Consider the following 13,843-nt stretch of genomic DNA (forward strand, 5'->3'; position numbering starts at 1 on the left):
GTTCATTCCCTTTGTCCTTGGAATTGAGCCGAAGGAGTTGTGACCATGAGAAAAATTTTCAGCTTTGGAATCGTTATTATGTCATTGCTGTTGTTAGTTGCCTGTGGAGAGAAATCAAAAGAGGATGTCATTACTAAAATAGAAGAGACATTGGAAGAAATGAATGGTTATCAAACACAGGCAAATATGCGCCTACAAACTGGCGAAAAAGAGCAAAGCTATGTGATTGATATCGCCCATAAAAAGAAAGCATATTATCGTGTCTTGCTTAAAAATGACCAAGATGAAGAGGGAAGTCAAATCATTCTGAAAAATGATGATGGTGTATTTGTATTAACGCCTGCATTGAATAAAAGTTTTAAATTTCAAAGTGATTGGCCAACAAACAGTAGTCAGCCTTACCTCTATCAATCCCTTGTCACGGATATCTTAAATGATGGAGATGCAACCTTTAAGACAACTGAAAAATATTATGTATTTGAAACAAAAACTAATTATCAAAACAACACTACATTACCAAAACAAGAAATCTATTTTGATAAAAAACAATTTACTCCTGTAATGGTAAAAGTTTTAGATCAAGATGGTGAAATCTTGGTGGAGGTTGAGTTTACTAATTTTAAATTAAATCCAACATTTGAAGAGAATATGTTTGAAATGGAAAATAACATGACAAGTAGTTTGTTTGGCATTCCTGTAATGGCAGAAGGGAATATTGCTGAACAAGAATTAACTGTTTTATACCCAACAGAATTATTAGGCAGTGAACTTGTTGAAACAACTGAAGTAGATACAGAAAACGGCAAGCGTGTGATGTTGTCTTATCAAGGAGATAAGAATTTTACATTGGTTCAAGAGAAGCCTGAAGCATTCGAGACTACTGCGATGCAACCGAAGATGGTCAATGGAGAACCAGTTAGCTTAGGTTTTACTGTTGCAGCCCAAACGGACAATGCACTAGAATGGAGCTATCAAGGTTCTGAATATTATTTAGCAAGTGAAGATTTAACTAAGGAAGAGATGATAGAGGTAGCTACTTCTATTACTGCACAAGAGACAAAATAATAATGCAGAGCGGTGACAAATCCTATATGATTAATAGAAAATTTGCGCGATATAATAAGTAAGAAGGTCTCTGCTTTCACAAGAATCGCTGCTAAGTTTAGAATTAAATAGTGTAAATGAAGCAGAAACCTCTATCTATTGGGGCTCTGCTTTTATTTTTATCTAGTGTAGCTAAAAAAAGGAATTATATTAATTCAAAGTTGATATAAAATGAGCAATAACTATTAATGTAAGTAACTAACCCGCTACGTCACCAAATGGATTCCCTTTCCGTGGGCTCAGTCTCAGCTAACTTGGCAAAGAAAAGCACTTTACCAAGTGGATCTTCGACTTGAGCTGTTCCCACAGGAGTGTCATCCATTTGCTTCCTTCGCTAAATAGCGTATCTATATTCATATTTTGATTGCAATATTGACGGTTTTTAACTCGCATTTTAAGCTTTTATTAATCGTAGTGTACCGACTAGCGTATCAAATGAAATTGGTGACACTCCTGCAGGAACAGCGCGAGCCGAAAATCCATTTTTAGAAGTGCTCTTCTTCTAAAAATTAGTTGAGGCCGTGCCTGCGGAAAGGGAACCAATTTCATTTGAGGAGCGGGTCAAAAGATTTAATACGCATTTTATCTAAATTCTGCTGTTAAGTACATCAAGTGTCTATTTCACATTTTCTGTTTTCTGCGCATTTAATTTTAAAATAAAGTTGACATCAATTTAATAGAGGTAAATAATTATAATTAATAGATAGAAGGAGAGGTTGTACATGAGGCAAGTATCATATCGTCCTACTTGGATTGAAGTCGATTTAGACGCGATTCGTTATAATGTTAATCAATTACAACAACGCCTCTCTAACACAACTAAAATCTATGCAGTAGTTAAAGCGAATGGTTATGGACATGGAGATGTGGAAGTAGCTAAAGCAGCGTTACAGTCAGGAGCAGAAGCGCTGGCAGTTGCTTTATTAGAAGAGGCGGTTAAACTTAGAGAAGCCGGAATAACAGCACCAATTATTGTATTAGGTTGGGTTGCGCCAGAATATGTATCCATTGCAGCTAAGCGGCAGATCACACTAACCTTTTTTCAAAAAGAGTGGCTCGAGCAAGTGAAGTCTCAAGATTTCACGGAACGATTAAAATTACACTTAAAAGTAGATACTGGTATGGGAAGGCTCGGAATTCAAAAACTTGAAGAAATCAAAGATATATTAACAGAAGTTAATGATCCACGTTTGTTTTTAGAGGGTATGTTCACACATTTCGCGACGGCAGATGAGTCAGAGCTTGCTTATTACCAAGAACAAATGGCGATGTGGCAATCCTCCCAAGATATTGTTCAAGCTAATTGGACGGATAAATTAATAATGCATACGGGAAATAGTGCTGCTAGTATGCGTTTTCCAACAGAAATGCAAGATTATGTTCGCTTTGGGATTAGTATGTATGGTTTATATCCATCATCTGTTGTTAAAGATGAAATGCCGATTAGACTGAAGCCGGCTTTATCTTTACATGCGCGATTAGTACATGTGAAAAAGGTTCCGCCTGGTAAGTCGATTAGTTATGGTGCGACCTATACCACGACTGAAGAAGAGTGGATAGGTACAATTCAGCTTGGTTATGCAGATGGCTTAGATCGCAAATTACAAGATAGTGAAGTGTTGGTGGACGGAAAGAGAATGCCGCTTGTAGGAAAGATCTGTATGGATCAGTGTATGGTAAAATTAGATCAACATTATCCAATTGGAACGCATGTAATCGTAATAGGTGAGCAAGATAAAGAAATAATAACAATGGATGAAATTGCAGGAAGATTAGGAACGATTAATTATGAAGTAGCATGTATGTTTAGTGATCGTATTCCTCGTTTTTATAAAGGTGCAAAGGTATAATATAACTAATAATAGGAATTTTTTGGCTTTTTAAGTTGTGGAAAATGAAATTACTTGTTAATAAAATAAAAAACTATAAAAAATGCCTTTGCAAAGCACTTTCTAGAATGATATGATATTAGTGGATTAATAAATGGGCTTGTAGATGTAGTGGAGGTGCATGGTTTTGTCAGAGAACGTACAAGAAATTGTTGTTCGATTACCTAAGAATCTGCTGAATGAGGTGGACTGTCTAATGAAAAATGAGAACAGTGATCTGAGTGATTTTATTTATCAAGCAACGAAATCCTATATACGGGATAAGAAAAAAAGGCATATTCGTGAATCTATGCAAAGAGGCTATATGGAAATGGCTAAAATCAACTTAAATATTGCTTCAGAGGCTTTTCAAGCTGAAGAGGAGGCAGAAAACACCCTTGAGCGCTTAGTGAGCGGGGTGTAAAAATTTGATTGTAAAAAGAGGCGAAGTTTATTTCGCCGATCTTTCTCCTGTTGTTGGATCTGAGCAAGGAGGCGTGCGTCCAGTATTAATCTTGCAAAATAATATTGGTAACCGTTTTAGTCCTACAGTTATTGTTGCGGCTATTACTGCACAAATTCAAAAAGCAAAGTTACCAACGCATGTAGAAATTGATGCGAAAAAATACGGTTTTGAACGAGACTCAGTTATTTTATTAGAACAGATTCGAACGATTGACAAACAACGTTTAACAGACAAGATAACACAATTGGACAACAATATGATGGAAAAAATTGATAAAGCATTGGAGATCAGTTTAGGCTTATCTGATTTCTAAATGAAACTAGTGATAGAAAAAATGCTTGTATGACAAGTGATTTTTTCTATTTTTTTTTGTAGATTAATTAGTCGAAAAACTGAATAGTTTAAAGAATATAGTGGTTTTTTGTAGAACTGTTTGATTAATAATGATAAATTATTAATATAATGGTTCGAAGATTCATTATTTAGCAAAAAATGCTAAGGGAAATGGAAGGGAAGATTAATATGAACAAAAGGCTAGAAGAAATAGTAGTTGAGAATAGTGATGTAATCATTAAGCATTGGTTAGAACAAGTCTCAGAGAAACGTAAATCTGATTATACTTCTGCAATATCTGATGAATTATTTCGCAGTACTAATAGAGAATTTATCAATTTAATTTTTTCAAGTGTAGATAAACAAGGCTTCACAACCGAACTTGATGATTTTTCAGAACGTTTAATTAACTTGGGGTGGCCATTAAGTTACCTGACAGACGGTTTACAAACATTCCGCCGCGTTACAATCGATTTTATTCTTAGTCAATCAGAAAAAATAGATTCAGATCGATTTTCTGATGTATTGGATATGGTCGATAAATGGATTGATCCAATAATTAATCGATTAGTAAATGAGTACTCTGGAAGTTGGGAACATACTGTGTCATTGCAGCGTGTGGCTTTACAAGAGTTATCGGCACCACTTATACCAGTTATGAAAAATATTACGATTATGCCGTTAATAGGTACGATTGATACTGAACGTGCTAAGTTAATTATGGAAAACTTGTTAGATGGTGTTATTAAACATAATTCAGAAGTCGTTTTAATTGACATAACTGGTGTTCCTGTTGTAGATACCATGGTTGCTCACCATATTATTCAAGCGTCAGAAGCTGTACGCCTGATCGGCTCTACTTGTATTTTAGTTGGAATAAGACCGGAAATAGCACAAACAATTGTGAATTTAGGAATTGATTTAGGTAAATTTCCAACAAAAAGCTCGCTTAGAAAAGGGTTTGAAACAGCGTTAGAATTAACGGATCGAAAAATTGTTCATTCAAAAGAGAAAGATCAAACTATAGAGAACTTATTAGATTCTTTAGATAAGGGGTGAGCGCATTGAGAATACCAATTTTAAAGCTTCAAAATTATTTATTGATCTCCATTCAAATTGATTTGGATGATCAAACAGCAATTCAATTTCAAGAAGATTTATTAAATAAAATCCATAAAAGCGGAGCTACAGGTGTCGTGATTGATTTGACATCAGTAGACATCGTTGATTCTTTTATTGCAAAGGTATTAGGTGATGTGGTTACAATGTCTGATTTAATGGGGGCAAAAGTTGTATTAACTGGTATTCAGCCGGCAGTTGCTATGACATTGATTGATCTAGGTATTCATCTTCAGGATGTACAAACTGCTTTGGACTTAGAGCAAGGGTTAATAAAACTTCGCCAGGAACTGGAGGACTGATTAATGGACTTCAAACCCTGCGTTAATATACGAAAAGAATGGGATATTGTGGGAGCCAGGCAACTAGGTCGAGAAAAGGCAAAAGAAATAGGTTTTGGTACAGTCGATCAAGCACGTATAGCAACCGCTATTTCAGAGCTTGCACGGAACATTTATCTCTATGCAGGAACTGGTAAGATATGTTTTGAAATTGTCGATGACTTCGAACATAAAGGGCTGCAAATAATTGCTGTTGATGAAGGTCCAGGTATTCGTGACATTAGTCAAGTGATGGAAGATGGTTATACAACCTCTGGAGGATTAGGTGCAGGACTTCCTGGTGTGAAGCGTCTGATGGATCATTTCGATATTATATCAGAAGTGGGTGAAGGTACTGAAATCCGTGCTTCGAAATGGGTGCGGTAGAGTTAGCTAGGAGGTGCTTATTTGGAAAATACAAAGCTTGATTTAGATAATTATCGTAGTTTGTTAAAAGAATATTTACTTACAAAAAATGAGACAGCACTTTATCAAGCAGAACAGTTTAGCAAATTATCAATGCAACATAATATATCGCCGGAAGAGATTATCCATGTCCATATCGAGGCACTAAAAGAGTTGTATCCAGACTTAACGCAAGAAGTTAACGACTCGCTGAACTTTTTATTAGAGGCAATGATTTCTTATGGTTTGGCCTATCAAGAGTTTCAAACACTTCGTGAAAAGCAGTCAGAGTTACAATCTGAAATATCAGTTGCTGCTAGTATGCAACAAACCTTATTATCTACTGTAAAGCCAGAAATAAAAGGATTAGATATTGGAGCTATTAGTGTACCGGCAAACCAAATGAGTGGGGATTATTACCATTTCGTAACTGATAAAGAGGATGATACACTTGGTATAGCGATAGCGGATGTTATTGGAAAAGGGATCCCTGCTGCATTAGCCATGTCGATGATTAAGTATTCAATGGATAGTTTTCCTGAAAATCAACGGAATCCTAGTGCTATTTTAGAAAATTTAAACCGAGTTGTTGAACGAAATGTAGATCCTAGTATGTTTATTACGATGTTTTATGGTCTGTATAACCCAGGGAACGAAACATTCTCATATGCTTCTGCTGGTCATGAGCCGGGATTCTATTATCATGGCGATCAGGATGAATTTGAAGAAATTGAAGCTAGAGGTTTGGTGTTAGGTGCAACGGATCAAGCGACATATCGACAATTTGAAAGAAAGATTAAAAAGAATGATTGTATTATCTTATTAACAGATGGTGTAACGGAATGTCGTATTGGAGATCGATTTATTGAACGAGACGAAATATTACAAGTGATCAAAAAGTATATTCAATTACCAGCGCAAGAAGCTGTGGAACAAGTGTATAAGCATTTTGAACGGTTACAAGAATTTCAGTTTAGAGATGACTTTACATTGATTATCATACGTAAAGAAGTTTAAGTAGTTTATTAAGAGGGTAAAGAATTGAGATATTATTTATATGGAGGTTAACCTATGAATATCAACTTGGATGTTGAAGTGGTTGAAGAAGACCAAACTATAACCTTAACGTTAAGGGGTGAGATTGATGCTTACACTGCGCCAAAGCTAAAGGATGCGTTATTACCTTTAACGAAAAAGCCTGGAGCTGAGGTTATTGTTGATTTAGAGCAAATAAATTATATGGATAGTACAGGCTTAGGTGTCTTTATAAGTGCGTTAAAATCAACAAAGGAATATGATAGTGAATTAAAATTAATTCAATTACAAGATAGAGTACGTCGTCTATTTGAGATAACTAGTTTAGATAGCATCATAACAATTGAATCAACAGTTCGGGGTGGTAACTGATGGAAAATTTTGATTTTGTTGAAATGAAGGTGCCGGCAAAACCTGAATATGTAGGTGTTGTTCGATTAAGTATTTCCGGAATTGCAAATAGGATGGGATTTTCATATGAAGAGATTGAAGATTTGAAAGTGGCAATCTCTGAAGCTATGACTAATGCAACAACACATGCTTATAAAAAGAGTGAAGAAGGAGATGTGACGGTAGGTTTTGGTATATATGAGAACCGTCTAGAAGTTATGGTTGCTGATCATGGAGGTAGCTTTAACTTATCAAATGTAAAAGAAGGGATTGGTCCTTATCACCAATCTGAATCAATTGAAAACCTTCGTGAAGGTGGTTTTGGTTTATTTCTAATTGAAGCATTAATGGATAAGGTTGAAATTAAAAATGATTATGGTGTGATTGTCTTGATGACAAAATATCTCTATGCAAATGAGGTGGGGCTAGATGACGACCAGATCTCAACCACACAATAAGCGTGGGGATGAGGTTTACCAGTGGATAAAGCATCTGCAAGAAAACCCAAAAGACGAAGAAATCCAAGAAAAAATCGTCTTAGCATATCAAGATCTGGTGCATTCTATCGCGCGGAAATATGCCAAGAACAGCATGATCCATGAAGATCTGGTACAGGTAGGGATGCTTGGATTATTAGCTGCAATTAGAAGGTATGATCCAACATTAGGTAAATCATTTGAATCGTTTGCTGTCCCCACGATTATTGGTGAAATTAAACGATTCATTCGAGATAAAACATGGAGTGTACATGTTCCTCGTCGAATAAAAGAATTAGGACCAAAGATAAAAAAGGCAACAGAAGAGCTGACAACTGAAAACCAACGTTCGCCTTCTGTAAGTGAAATTGCTTCTTATTTAGAGGTGTCGGATGAAGAAGTATTGGAAACAATGGAGATGGGTCAAAGTTATAAAGCTCTCTCGGTTGATAAGAAGATTGAAGCGGATTCAGATGGAAGTACTGTTTCTATATTAGATTTGATCGGAAATAGTGATGATGGCTTTGAAAATACAGAGCACAGATTGCTACTTGAAAAAGTGTTACCCCTTCTAACAGAACGGGAACAACAGATTCTGCAATTTACGTATTTTGAAAACAAAAGTCAAAAAGAAACCGGAGAACTTCTTGATATATCGCAGATGCACGTATCGCGAATTCAGAGGCGGGCACTTAGGAAATTACGAGAAGCGCTTCCGGAAAGTGATACAGGAGTTTATAACTAGTGAATAAAAATAAATCAATACAGACCTCTGTTTTTCAAAAACCAAAAGTCGGTAATTATTACTGTGGAGATAGTTATTTTTATAAAGAAACAGAAGATGCATTTATTTGTGCGTTAGCAGATGGTTTGGGGAGTGGAGAACATGCGAAAGAATCTTCTCAAGCTGTTATGGATATTATTGAATTAAATGTTGATGCTTCTGTAGAACAGATCATTAAATTATGTAATAAAGGTTTAGTTGGTAAACGTGGTGTTGTGATAGGTGTACTTAAAATTGATTTGCGAGAAAAAACCTATACCTTTTCGTCTATTGGTAATATAGGTTTGATGACTGTAACTTCTGATTCTAACAAGAAAAGAAACATACCCAACTCAGGGTATTTGGGTAGTTCTCCAAAAAAATTGAAAGTGTTACGAGATAAGTTATCAGAAGACATGATATTTTTAATGTTTTCAGATGGAGTGAATTCAAAAGATTTGTCTTATAACTTCTTCTTAGGAAAAGATGTTTTTGAAATAACTGATTTGTTTTCTCGGTATGTAGAACCAAATCAACATGATGATACAACACTTATTGCCATGAAATATACTGAATGAGAAGCTCTTATCACTAATCGATGAGAGCTTCTTTTTGTTGTTAAGACAATGTTATTAGTGAAGATAATAGAAAAATGTGCAATAAGAATCTAATTCGCTAAGTCAACAATTAGTAACGGAGGTTACCGCTCCTTAAATAAAATTGGTTCCCTTTCCGCAGTCCCACAAGTCGAAGATCCACTTGGTAAAGTGTTTTTCTTTACCAACGAAAGCTTTAGACTGAGCCCACGGAAAGCGAGTCCATCTCACTGATGGAGCGGGTATGGAATTCATATCTTTATTTACGACGCATGATGTATCTATACGACTTTCTAAAAGAAATGACAGTTTATAAAAGTTTTGTCTCTATTATGCAAAAACTGTGGAATTTGATACTATATAGAAGAACAGATAGGAGGAAATAGTGTGGCAGAATCAGCAGTACAAAGTAAAGAACTTGTTGAATGGGTTGTGAAAGAAACAAATATTAAAAGCTCATCAATTAATGAAGTGATCTCATTATTGGAGAAGGGCAACACCGTACCTTTTATTGCACGTTACCGAAAAGAACAAACAGGAGCTTTGGATGAAGTTCAGATAAAAACAATTCAAGATAAGTGGGAATATGCAAATCATCTGGCAGAAAGAAAACAAGAAGTTATACGTCTGATTGATGAACAAGGGAAATTAACAGAATCGCTAAAAAAAGATATTACTGAAGCAACACAATTACAACGAGTTGAAGATCTTTATCGACCATATAAACAAAAAAGAAGGACTAGAGCAACCGTAGCAAAGGAGAAGGGTCTAGAACCTTTAGCGGAAGAAATTTGGCAACAAAAAAAGATAGCTATCAGGCAACAAGCGGAAGCCTATCTTTCTGAAGAACAAGAACTCCATTCCATTGAAGATGTTTTAGCGGGTGTAAATGACATTATTGCGGAGTGGATCTCTGATGAGGCAGCATACCGAGAATACATAAGAGACAAAACGTATAAACAAGGAAAGATACAGTCAGAAGAAAAGAAAAAAGCGGATGACGAAAAAGGTGTCTTTGAAATGTATTATGATTACGAAGAGCCGATTCGCTCAATTGTTTCACACCGTATCTTGGCATTGAATCGTGGCGAAAAAGAAGGAATTATTAAGGTTTCAATTCTTCCGCCTGTTGACGCGATAGAAGGGTACCTTAAAAGAAAAGTAATAAAAGCACACGCAACAGAAGAAGTGCGTGAATTTATTACTGAAGCGATAGTGGATAGTTACAAACGTTTAATCCAACCTTCAATTGAACGCGAAGTGCGTAACTTATTATCAGAAACAGCAGAAGAACAAGCGATTGATATTTTTTCTATGAACTTAAAAAATCTATTACTTCAGCCACCTTTAAAAGGTAAGATGATTTTAGGTGTGGACCCTGCCTTTCGTACAGGTTGTAAGCTAGTAGTGGTAGACGAAACGGGAAAAGTACATGCTATCAACGTTATGTACCCAACTGCCCCAAAACATGATGTTGCTGGAGCGGAGAAGATGGTGTTAGGTTATTTAAAACAGTTTCCAGTCGAATTAATTGCTATTGGAAATGGAACAGCATCAAGGGAAACAGAACAATTCATTGCTGACTTAATAAGTAAACATGACCTTTCCGTTGCATATATGATTGTAAATGAAGCGGGTGCAAGTGTTTACTCGGCATCTAAGTTAGCACGAGAAGAATTTCCAGATTTGCAAGTAGAAGAAAGAAGTGCTGTATCAATAGCGAGAAGGGTACAGGATCCATTAGCAGAATTAGTAAAAATTGATCCGAAATCAATCGGTGTTGGGCAATATCAGCATGATGTTAGTCAAAAACGCTTGAATGAATCATTGAAGTTTGTTGTGGAGACAGCAGTAAACCAAGTAGGGGTGAACGTAAATACTGCCTCTACATCTTTACTGCAATATGTATCTGGGCTAAGTAAGACGGTAGCAAACAATGTGATTAAAGAAAGAGAAGAACTAGGGAAGTTTACAGAACGGAAGCAATTGAAGAAAATTCCGCGTTTAGGTAGTAAAACGTATGAACAAAGTATCGGTTTCTTGAGAATTGTTGATGGAAAAGAGCCGCTTGACCGTACACCAATTCACCCTGAAAGCTACGCAGATGCAAAGTCTTTATTAAAAATGATTGGTTGTACAACAGCTGATTTAGGGACTGAAAAGTTGAAAAAACAATTAAACGAACTTGATATTGAGGTTGTTACAGAAAAATTAGAAGTAGGGAAATTGACACTCGAAGACATCATTAAGGCGTTAGGAAGTCCAGAACGAGATCCGCGTGATGATTTGGCAAAACCGCTATTAAAGAAAAATGTTTTGTCAATGGAAGATCTACAACCTGGGTTAGAATTGCAAGGGACAGTTCGTAATGTCGTAGACTTTGGTGTATTTGTAGATATTGGTGTGAAACAAGATGGACTAGTTCATATATCAAAAATGTCGAAAAACTTTGTGAAACACCCAATGGATATTGCTGCAGTAGGAGATGTTGTTACCGTTTGGGTAGATAAGGTGGATGAACAGAAGCAACGCATTGCTTTAACAATGGTTAAAGAGGGTTAGAAAAGATAAAAGGGATATCGAATTAATTCGATATCCTTTTATCTAAATAGAAAAACCAGCACTGATTTAATATTTTAATTTGTTGTATGTTTTTTTCTTGGAAGGCATTTGTCATTTGTGTTTTGAGCCAATTAGGCATAACAATTCCTCCTTAATATATATGTGTGGTGGTATAGCGTATGTTTTGTTAGGGTGAAATGTGAAAGATAGGGAGTGTGATACAAATGGAACAATACGAATTAGAACAACTAGTAAATACCTTATCACTTAAGTTTTTTGATAAACCATATGTAGATGCGGTTTCTTTTAATAAACGGCTTCGTACAACGGGAGGGAGATATCTGCCTGTTGATAGAAAGATTGAATTAAATCCAAAGTATTTACAAGAGTTAGATATAGAAGAGTTTTATGGGATTATTAAACATGAGTTATGTCATTATCATTTACATATAGAAGGAAAAGGTTATAACCATGGTGATCCAGAATTTAAAAAAATACTAAAACAGACTGGTTCCCCTCGGCATTGTAAGCCACTACCCACAATGATTAATAAGCCATTACATATGTACAAATGTACTTCTTGTGGACAGAAGTATCCTAGAAAGCGAAGAATAAATCTGAATAAATATCGTTGTGGTAAATGTGCTGGAAAATTAAAAGAGTTACAATAACATTGTGCATTATAGTATTATAAGTGTGCTCTAGGTAATAGTTTAAATGAGGTAAAGTGCAACTTTTTAATCTATCTTGTTTTCTTTTCAAAAAAATATTGACGAACTATAAGAATTCATGTTAAATTATATAAGCATTTGAAAAGCGAATTATTTTTTAGATAGACTTGACCTGTGCAATAGTTTATTAGTAAAATGTAATTGTTGTGTTCATGTTACTTTAATGTTTCTGACACAAAAAAATATTTTAAAAACTGTTGACACTAATAAATATATATAGTATTATATTTAAGGTCGCTAATAAGTGATTATTCCACAGTAGCTCAGTGGTAGAGCTATCGGCTGTTAACCGATCGGTCGTAGGTTCGAATCCTACCTGTGGAGCCATTGGAGAAGTACCCAAGTGGCTGAAGGGGCGCCCCTGCTAAGGGTGTAGGTCGTGTAAGCGGCGCGAGGGTTCAAATCCCTCCTTCTCCGCCATTTAACATTTTTGTATGGCCCGTTGGTCAAGCGGTTAAGACACCGCCCTTTCACGGCGGTAACACGGGTTCGAATCCCGTACGGGTCACTTTTATTTTACAAATTAATAGGTCCGGTAGTTCAGTTGGTTAGAATGCCTGCCTGTCACGCAGGAGGTCGCGGGTTCGAGTCCCGTCCGGACCGCCATTTTTTGGGCTATAGCCAAGCGGTAAGGCAACGGTTTTTGGTATCGTCATGCGCTGGTTCGAATCCAGCTAGCCCAGCCATTTTAGTAAAGTACATTTATATATGTTGTTACTATTAAAACCTTTGAAACGTAATTGTTTTCGAAGGGTTTTCTATTGATAGGAGAAACAGTATTTTAAATGTTATCGCCATGATCTATGTTGACCAAACGTTTGAAACCTGGGAGTTTTTGATAAGGTTCTAGGTGGGAAGACATATCAAACATTTTCATCTAATGTGATCTAATAAATCATGAGCCATTAGCTCAGCTGGTAGAGCATCTGACTTTTAATCAGAGGGTCGGAGGTTCGAATCCTCCATGGCTCATCAATTATGCGGTTGTGGCGGAATGGCAGACGCGCTAGGTTGAGGGCCTAGTGGGTGAATAACCCGTGGAGGTTCAAGTCCTCTCAACCGCACCAAAAAAGTTGTTGACATTTTATAACGAGTTGTGTTATATTTAAAAATGTCGCTTTAACAAGCGCCCGTAGCTCAATTGGATAGAGCGTTTGACTACGGATCAAGAGGTTAGGGGTTCGACTCCTCTCGGGCGCGCCATTACCGGGAAGTAGCTCAGCTTGGTAGAGCACTTGGTTTGGGACCAAGGGGTCGCAGGTTCAAATCCTGTCTTCCCGACCATGAGTGACTTTCCAAAATAAGATTTAATTTTAAACCATTTTATCATATGATGCGGGTGTAGTTTAGTGGTAAAACCTCAGCCTTCCAAGCTGATGTCGAGGGTTCAATTCCCTTCACCCGCTCCATTATAAAATGGGCCTGTAGCTCAGCTGGTTAGAGCGCACGCCTGATAAGCGTGAGGTCGGTGGTTCGAGTCCACTCAGGCCCACCATAATTTTGATCTTTGAAAACTGAACGAAACAACCAGTATGTTAAGTAAGAAATAAGCTAGTATTTTAAATGAGCAACCAAGCTCGCATTTTATGGAGAGTTTGATCTTGGCTCAGGACGAACGCTGGCGGCGTGCCTAATACATGCAAGTCGAGCGCGGGAAGCAAGATGACCCCTTCGG

The 13,843-nt window shown here is 36.6% G+C and carries 15 protein-coding genes, 11 tRNA genes and 1 rRNA gene; 26 read left to right on the forward strand and 1 reads right to left on the reverse strand.

The annotated features are described in order from the left end of the window. Positions 1 to 45: 45 nt before the first annotated feature. The 13 genes from D2K40_RS09720 (at position 46) to D2K40_RS09780 (ending at position 11,437) form a co-directional block, all read left to right on the forward strand. On the forward strand, positions 46 to 1,065 hold the full coding sequence (locus tag D2K40_RS09720) for a LolA family protein (protein ID WP_117155445.1): 1,020 nt from the start codon (positions 46 to 48) through the stop codon (positions 1,063 to 1,065). 761 nt (positions 1,066 to 1,826) lie between these two features. Then, entirely contained in the window at positions 1,827 to 2,954 is a 1,128-nt protein-coding gene (gene alr, locus D2K40_RS09725; protein ID WP_117155447.1) for an alanine racemase, read from the forward strand. Positions 2,955 to 3,114: 160 nt separating this feature from the next. After that, positions 3,115 to 3,396, forward strand: coding sequence for a CopG family ribbon-helix-helix protein (locus tag D2K40_RS09730; RefSeq protein ID WP_117155449.1), 282 nt, complete (start codon positions 3,115 to 3,117; stop codon positions 3,394 to 3,396). Between the two features lie 4 nt (positions 3,397 to 3,400). Further along, positions 3,401 to 3,751 carry a type II toxin-antitoxin system PemK/MazF family toxin gene (locus tag D2K40_RS09735; RefSeq protein WP_117155451.1) on the forward strand — a complete coding sequence of 117 codons (351 nt, stop codon included), beginning with the start codon at positions 3,401 to 3,403 and terminating at the stop codon, positions 3,749 to 3,751. 209 nt (positions 3,752 to 3,960) lie between these two features. Then, positions 3,961 to 4,830 carry an RsbT co-antagonist protein RsbRA gene (locus D2K40_RS09740; protein WP_117155453.1) on the forward strand — a complete coding sequence of 290 codons (870 nt, stop codon included), beginning with the start codon at positions 3,961 to 3,963 and terminating at the stop codon, positions 4,828 to 4,830. A gap of 5 nt (positions 4,831 to 4,835) precedes the next feature. Further along, positions 4,836 to 5,192: an STAS domain-containing protein gene (locus D2K40_RS09745; protein ID WP_117155455.1), complete on the forward strand. Its 357-nt coding sequence runs from the start codon at positions 4,836 to 4,838 to the stop codon at positions 5,190 to 5,192. Between the two features lie 3 nt (positions 5,193 to 5,195). After that, on the forward strand, positions 5,196 to 5,597 hold the full coding sequence (locus D2K40_RS09750) for an anti-sigma regulatory factor (RefSeq protein WP_117155457.1): 402 nt from the start codon (positions 5,196 to 5,198) through the stop codon (positions 5,595 to 5,597). A gap of 21 nt (positions 5,598 to 5,618) precedes the next feature. After that, positions 5,619 to 6,632 (forward strand): PP2C family protein-serine/threonine phosphatase, encoded by a 1,014-nt coding sequence (locus D2K40_RS09755; RefSeq protein ID WP_117155459.1) that lies wholly within the window; start codon positions 5,619 to 5,621, stop codon positions 6,630 to 6,632. 54 nt (positions 6,633 to 6,686) lie between these two features. Further along, the gene (locus D2K40_RS09760; protein ID WP_117155461.1) at positions 6,687 to 7,022 is read left to right on the forward strand and encodes an STAS domain-containing protein; all 336 of its coding nucleotides are present in this window, start codon (positions 6,687 to 6,689) and stop codon (positions 7,020 to 7,022) included. Continuing rightward, positions 7,022 to 7,498, forward strand: a complete 477-nt coding sequence (gene rsbW, locus D2K40_RS09765) for an anti-sigma B factor RsbW (RefSeq protein WP_117155463.1) — start codon at positions 7,022 to 7,024, stop codon at positions 7,496 to 7,498. Before D2K40_RS09760 ends, rsbW begins: the two co-directional genes overlap by 1 nt. Beyond that, positions 7,470 to 8,261 (forward strand): RNA polymerase sigma factor SigB, encoded by a 792-nt coding sequence (sigB, locus tag D2K40_RS09770; protein ID WP_117155465.1) that lies wholly within the window; start codon positions 7,470 to 7,472, stop codon positions 8,259 to 8,261. Before rsbW ends, sigB begins: the two co-directional genes overlap by 29 nt. Further along, on the forward strand, positions 8,261 to 8,857 hold the full coding sequence (locus D2K40_RS09775; protein ID WP_117155467.1) for a PP2C family serine/threonine-protein phosphatase: 597 nt from the start codon (positions 8,261 to 8,263) through the stop codon (positions 8,855 to 8,857). The genes sigB and D2K40_RS09775 overlap by 1 nt, the downstream gene beginning before the upstream one ends. A 405-nt stretch (positions 8,858 to 9,262) precedes the next feature. Next, positions 9,263 to 11,437: a Tex family protein gene (locus D2K40_RS09780; RefSeq protein ID WP_117155469.1), complete on the forward strand. Its 2,175-nt coding sequence runs from the start codon at positions 9,263 to 9,265 to the stop codon at positions 11,435 to 11,437. A 22-nt stretch (positions 11,438 to 11,459) separates the two neighbouring features. Here D2K40_RS09780 and cmpA read toward each other — a convergent pair whose 3' ends face one another. Beyond that, positions 11,460 to 11,576, reverse strand: a complete 117-nt coding sequence (gene cmpA / locus D2K40_RS09785) for a cortex morphogenetic protein CmpA (RefSeq protein ID WP_117155472.1) — start codon at positions 11,574 to 11,576, stop codon at positions 11,460 to 11,462. An 85-nt stretch (positions 11,577 to 11,661) separates the two neighbouring features. Here cmpA and D2K40_RS09790 point away from each other — a divergent pair, with 85 nt between their 5' ends. The 13 genes from D2K40_RS09790 to D2K40_RS09850 all read left to right on the forward strand — a co-directional run. Next, entirely contained in the window at positions 11,662 to 12,108 is a 447-nt protein-coding gene (locus tag D2K40_RS09790) for a SprT family protein (protein WP_117155474.1), read from the forward strand. A 312-nt stretch (positions 12,109 to 12,420) separates the two neighbouring features. Further along, positions 12,421 to 12,495 (forward strand) — tRNA-Asn (locus tag D2K40_RS09795). Positions 12,496 to 12,497: 2 nt separating this feature from the next. After that, a tRNA-Ser gene (locus tag D2K40_RS09800) sits at positions 12,498 to 12,588 on the forward strand. Positions 12,589 to 12,604: 16 nt separating this feature from the next. Further along, positions 12,605 to 12,676: transfer RNA gene (locus tag D2K40_RS09805), tRNA-Glu, on the forward strand. A gap of 21 nt (positions 12,677 to 12,697) precedes the next feature. Next, positions 12,698 to 12,774: transfer RNA gene (locus D2K40_RS09810), tRNA-Asp, on the forward strand. 5 nt (positions 12,775 to 12,779) lie between these two features. Then, positions 12,780 to 12,854: transfer RNA gene (locus tag D2K40_RS09815), tRNA-Gln, on the forward strand. A 213-nt stretch (positions 12,855 to 13,067) separates the two neighbouring features. After that, positions 13,068 to 13,140, forward strand: a tRNA-Lys gene (locus D2K40_RS09820). An 8-nt stretch (positions 13,141 to 13,148) separates the two neighbouring features. Beyond that, positions 13,149 to 13,235: transfer RNA gene (locus D2K40_RS09825), tRNA-Leu, on the forward strand. 59 nt (positions 13,236 to 13,294) lie between these two features. After that, positions 13,295 to 13,371, forward strand: a tRNA-Arg gene (locus D2K40_RS09830). Between the two features lie 4 nt (positions 13,372 to 13,375). Continuing rightward, positions 13,376 to 13,452, forward strand: a tRNA-Pro gene (locus D2K40_RS09835). Between the two features lie 51 nt (positions 13,453 to 13,503). Continuing rightward, a tRNA-Gly gene (locus tag D2K40_RS09840) sits at positions 13,504 to 13,577 on the forward strand. A gap of 9 nt (positions 13,578 to 13,586) precedes the next feature. Beyond that, positions 13,587 to 13,663: transfer RNA gene (locus tag D2K40_RS09845), tRNA-Ile, on the forward strand. Between the two features lie 88 nt (positions 13,664 to 13,751). Then, a 16S ribosomal RNA gene (locus D2K40_RS09850) occupies positions 13,752 to 13,843 on the forward strand; the annotation flags it as partial.

The organism is Paraliobacillus quinghaiensis (assembly GCF_003426025.1).
In the GTDB taxonomy this organism is placed as follows: domain Bacteria; phylum Bacillota; class Bacilli; order Bacillales; family Amphibacillaceae; genus Paraliobacillus_A; species Paraliobacillus_A quinghaiensis.

Coding starts and splice junctions, on each gene's coding strand:
- D2K40_RS09720 (WP_117155445.1), top strand. CDS start 46: ATGAGAAAAATTTTCAGCTTTGGAATCGTTATTATGTCATTGCTGTTG.
- alr (WP_117155447.1), top strand. CDS start 1,827: ATGAGGCAAGTATCATATCGTCCTACTTGGATTGAAGTCGATTTAGAC.
- D2K40_RS09730 (WP_117155449.1), top strand. CDS start 3,115: ATGGTTTTGTCAGAGAACGTACAAGAAATTGTTGTTCGATTACCTAAG.
- D2K40_RS09740 (WP_117155453.1), top strand. CDS start 3,961: ATGAACAAAAGGCTAGAAGAAATAGTAGTTGAGAATAGTGATGTAATC.
- D2K40_RS09750 (WP_117155457.1), top strand. CDS start 5,196: ATGGACTTCAAACCCTGCGTTAATATACGAAAAGAATGGGATATTGTG.
- D2K40_RS09760 (WP_117155461.1), top strand. CDS start 6,687: ATGAATATCAACTTGGATGTTGAAGTGGTTGAAGAAGACCAAACTATA.
- rsbW (WP_117155463.1), top strand. CDS start 7,022: ATGGAAAATTTTGATTTTGTTGAAATGAAGGTGCCGGCAAAACCTGAA.
- sigB (WP_117155465.1), top strand. CDS start 7,470: ATGACGACCAGATCTCAACCACACAATAAGCGTGGGGATGAGGTTTAC.
- cmpA (WP_117155472.1), bottom strand. CDS start 11,576: ATGCCTAATTGGCTCAAAACACAAATGACAAATGCCTTCCAAGAAAAA.
- D2K40_RS09790 (WP_117155474.1), top strand. CDS start 11,662: ATGGAACAATACGAATTAGAACAACTAGTAAATACCTTATCACTTAAG.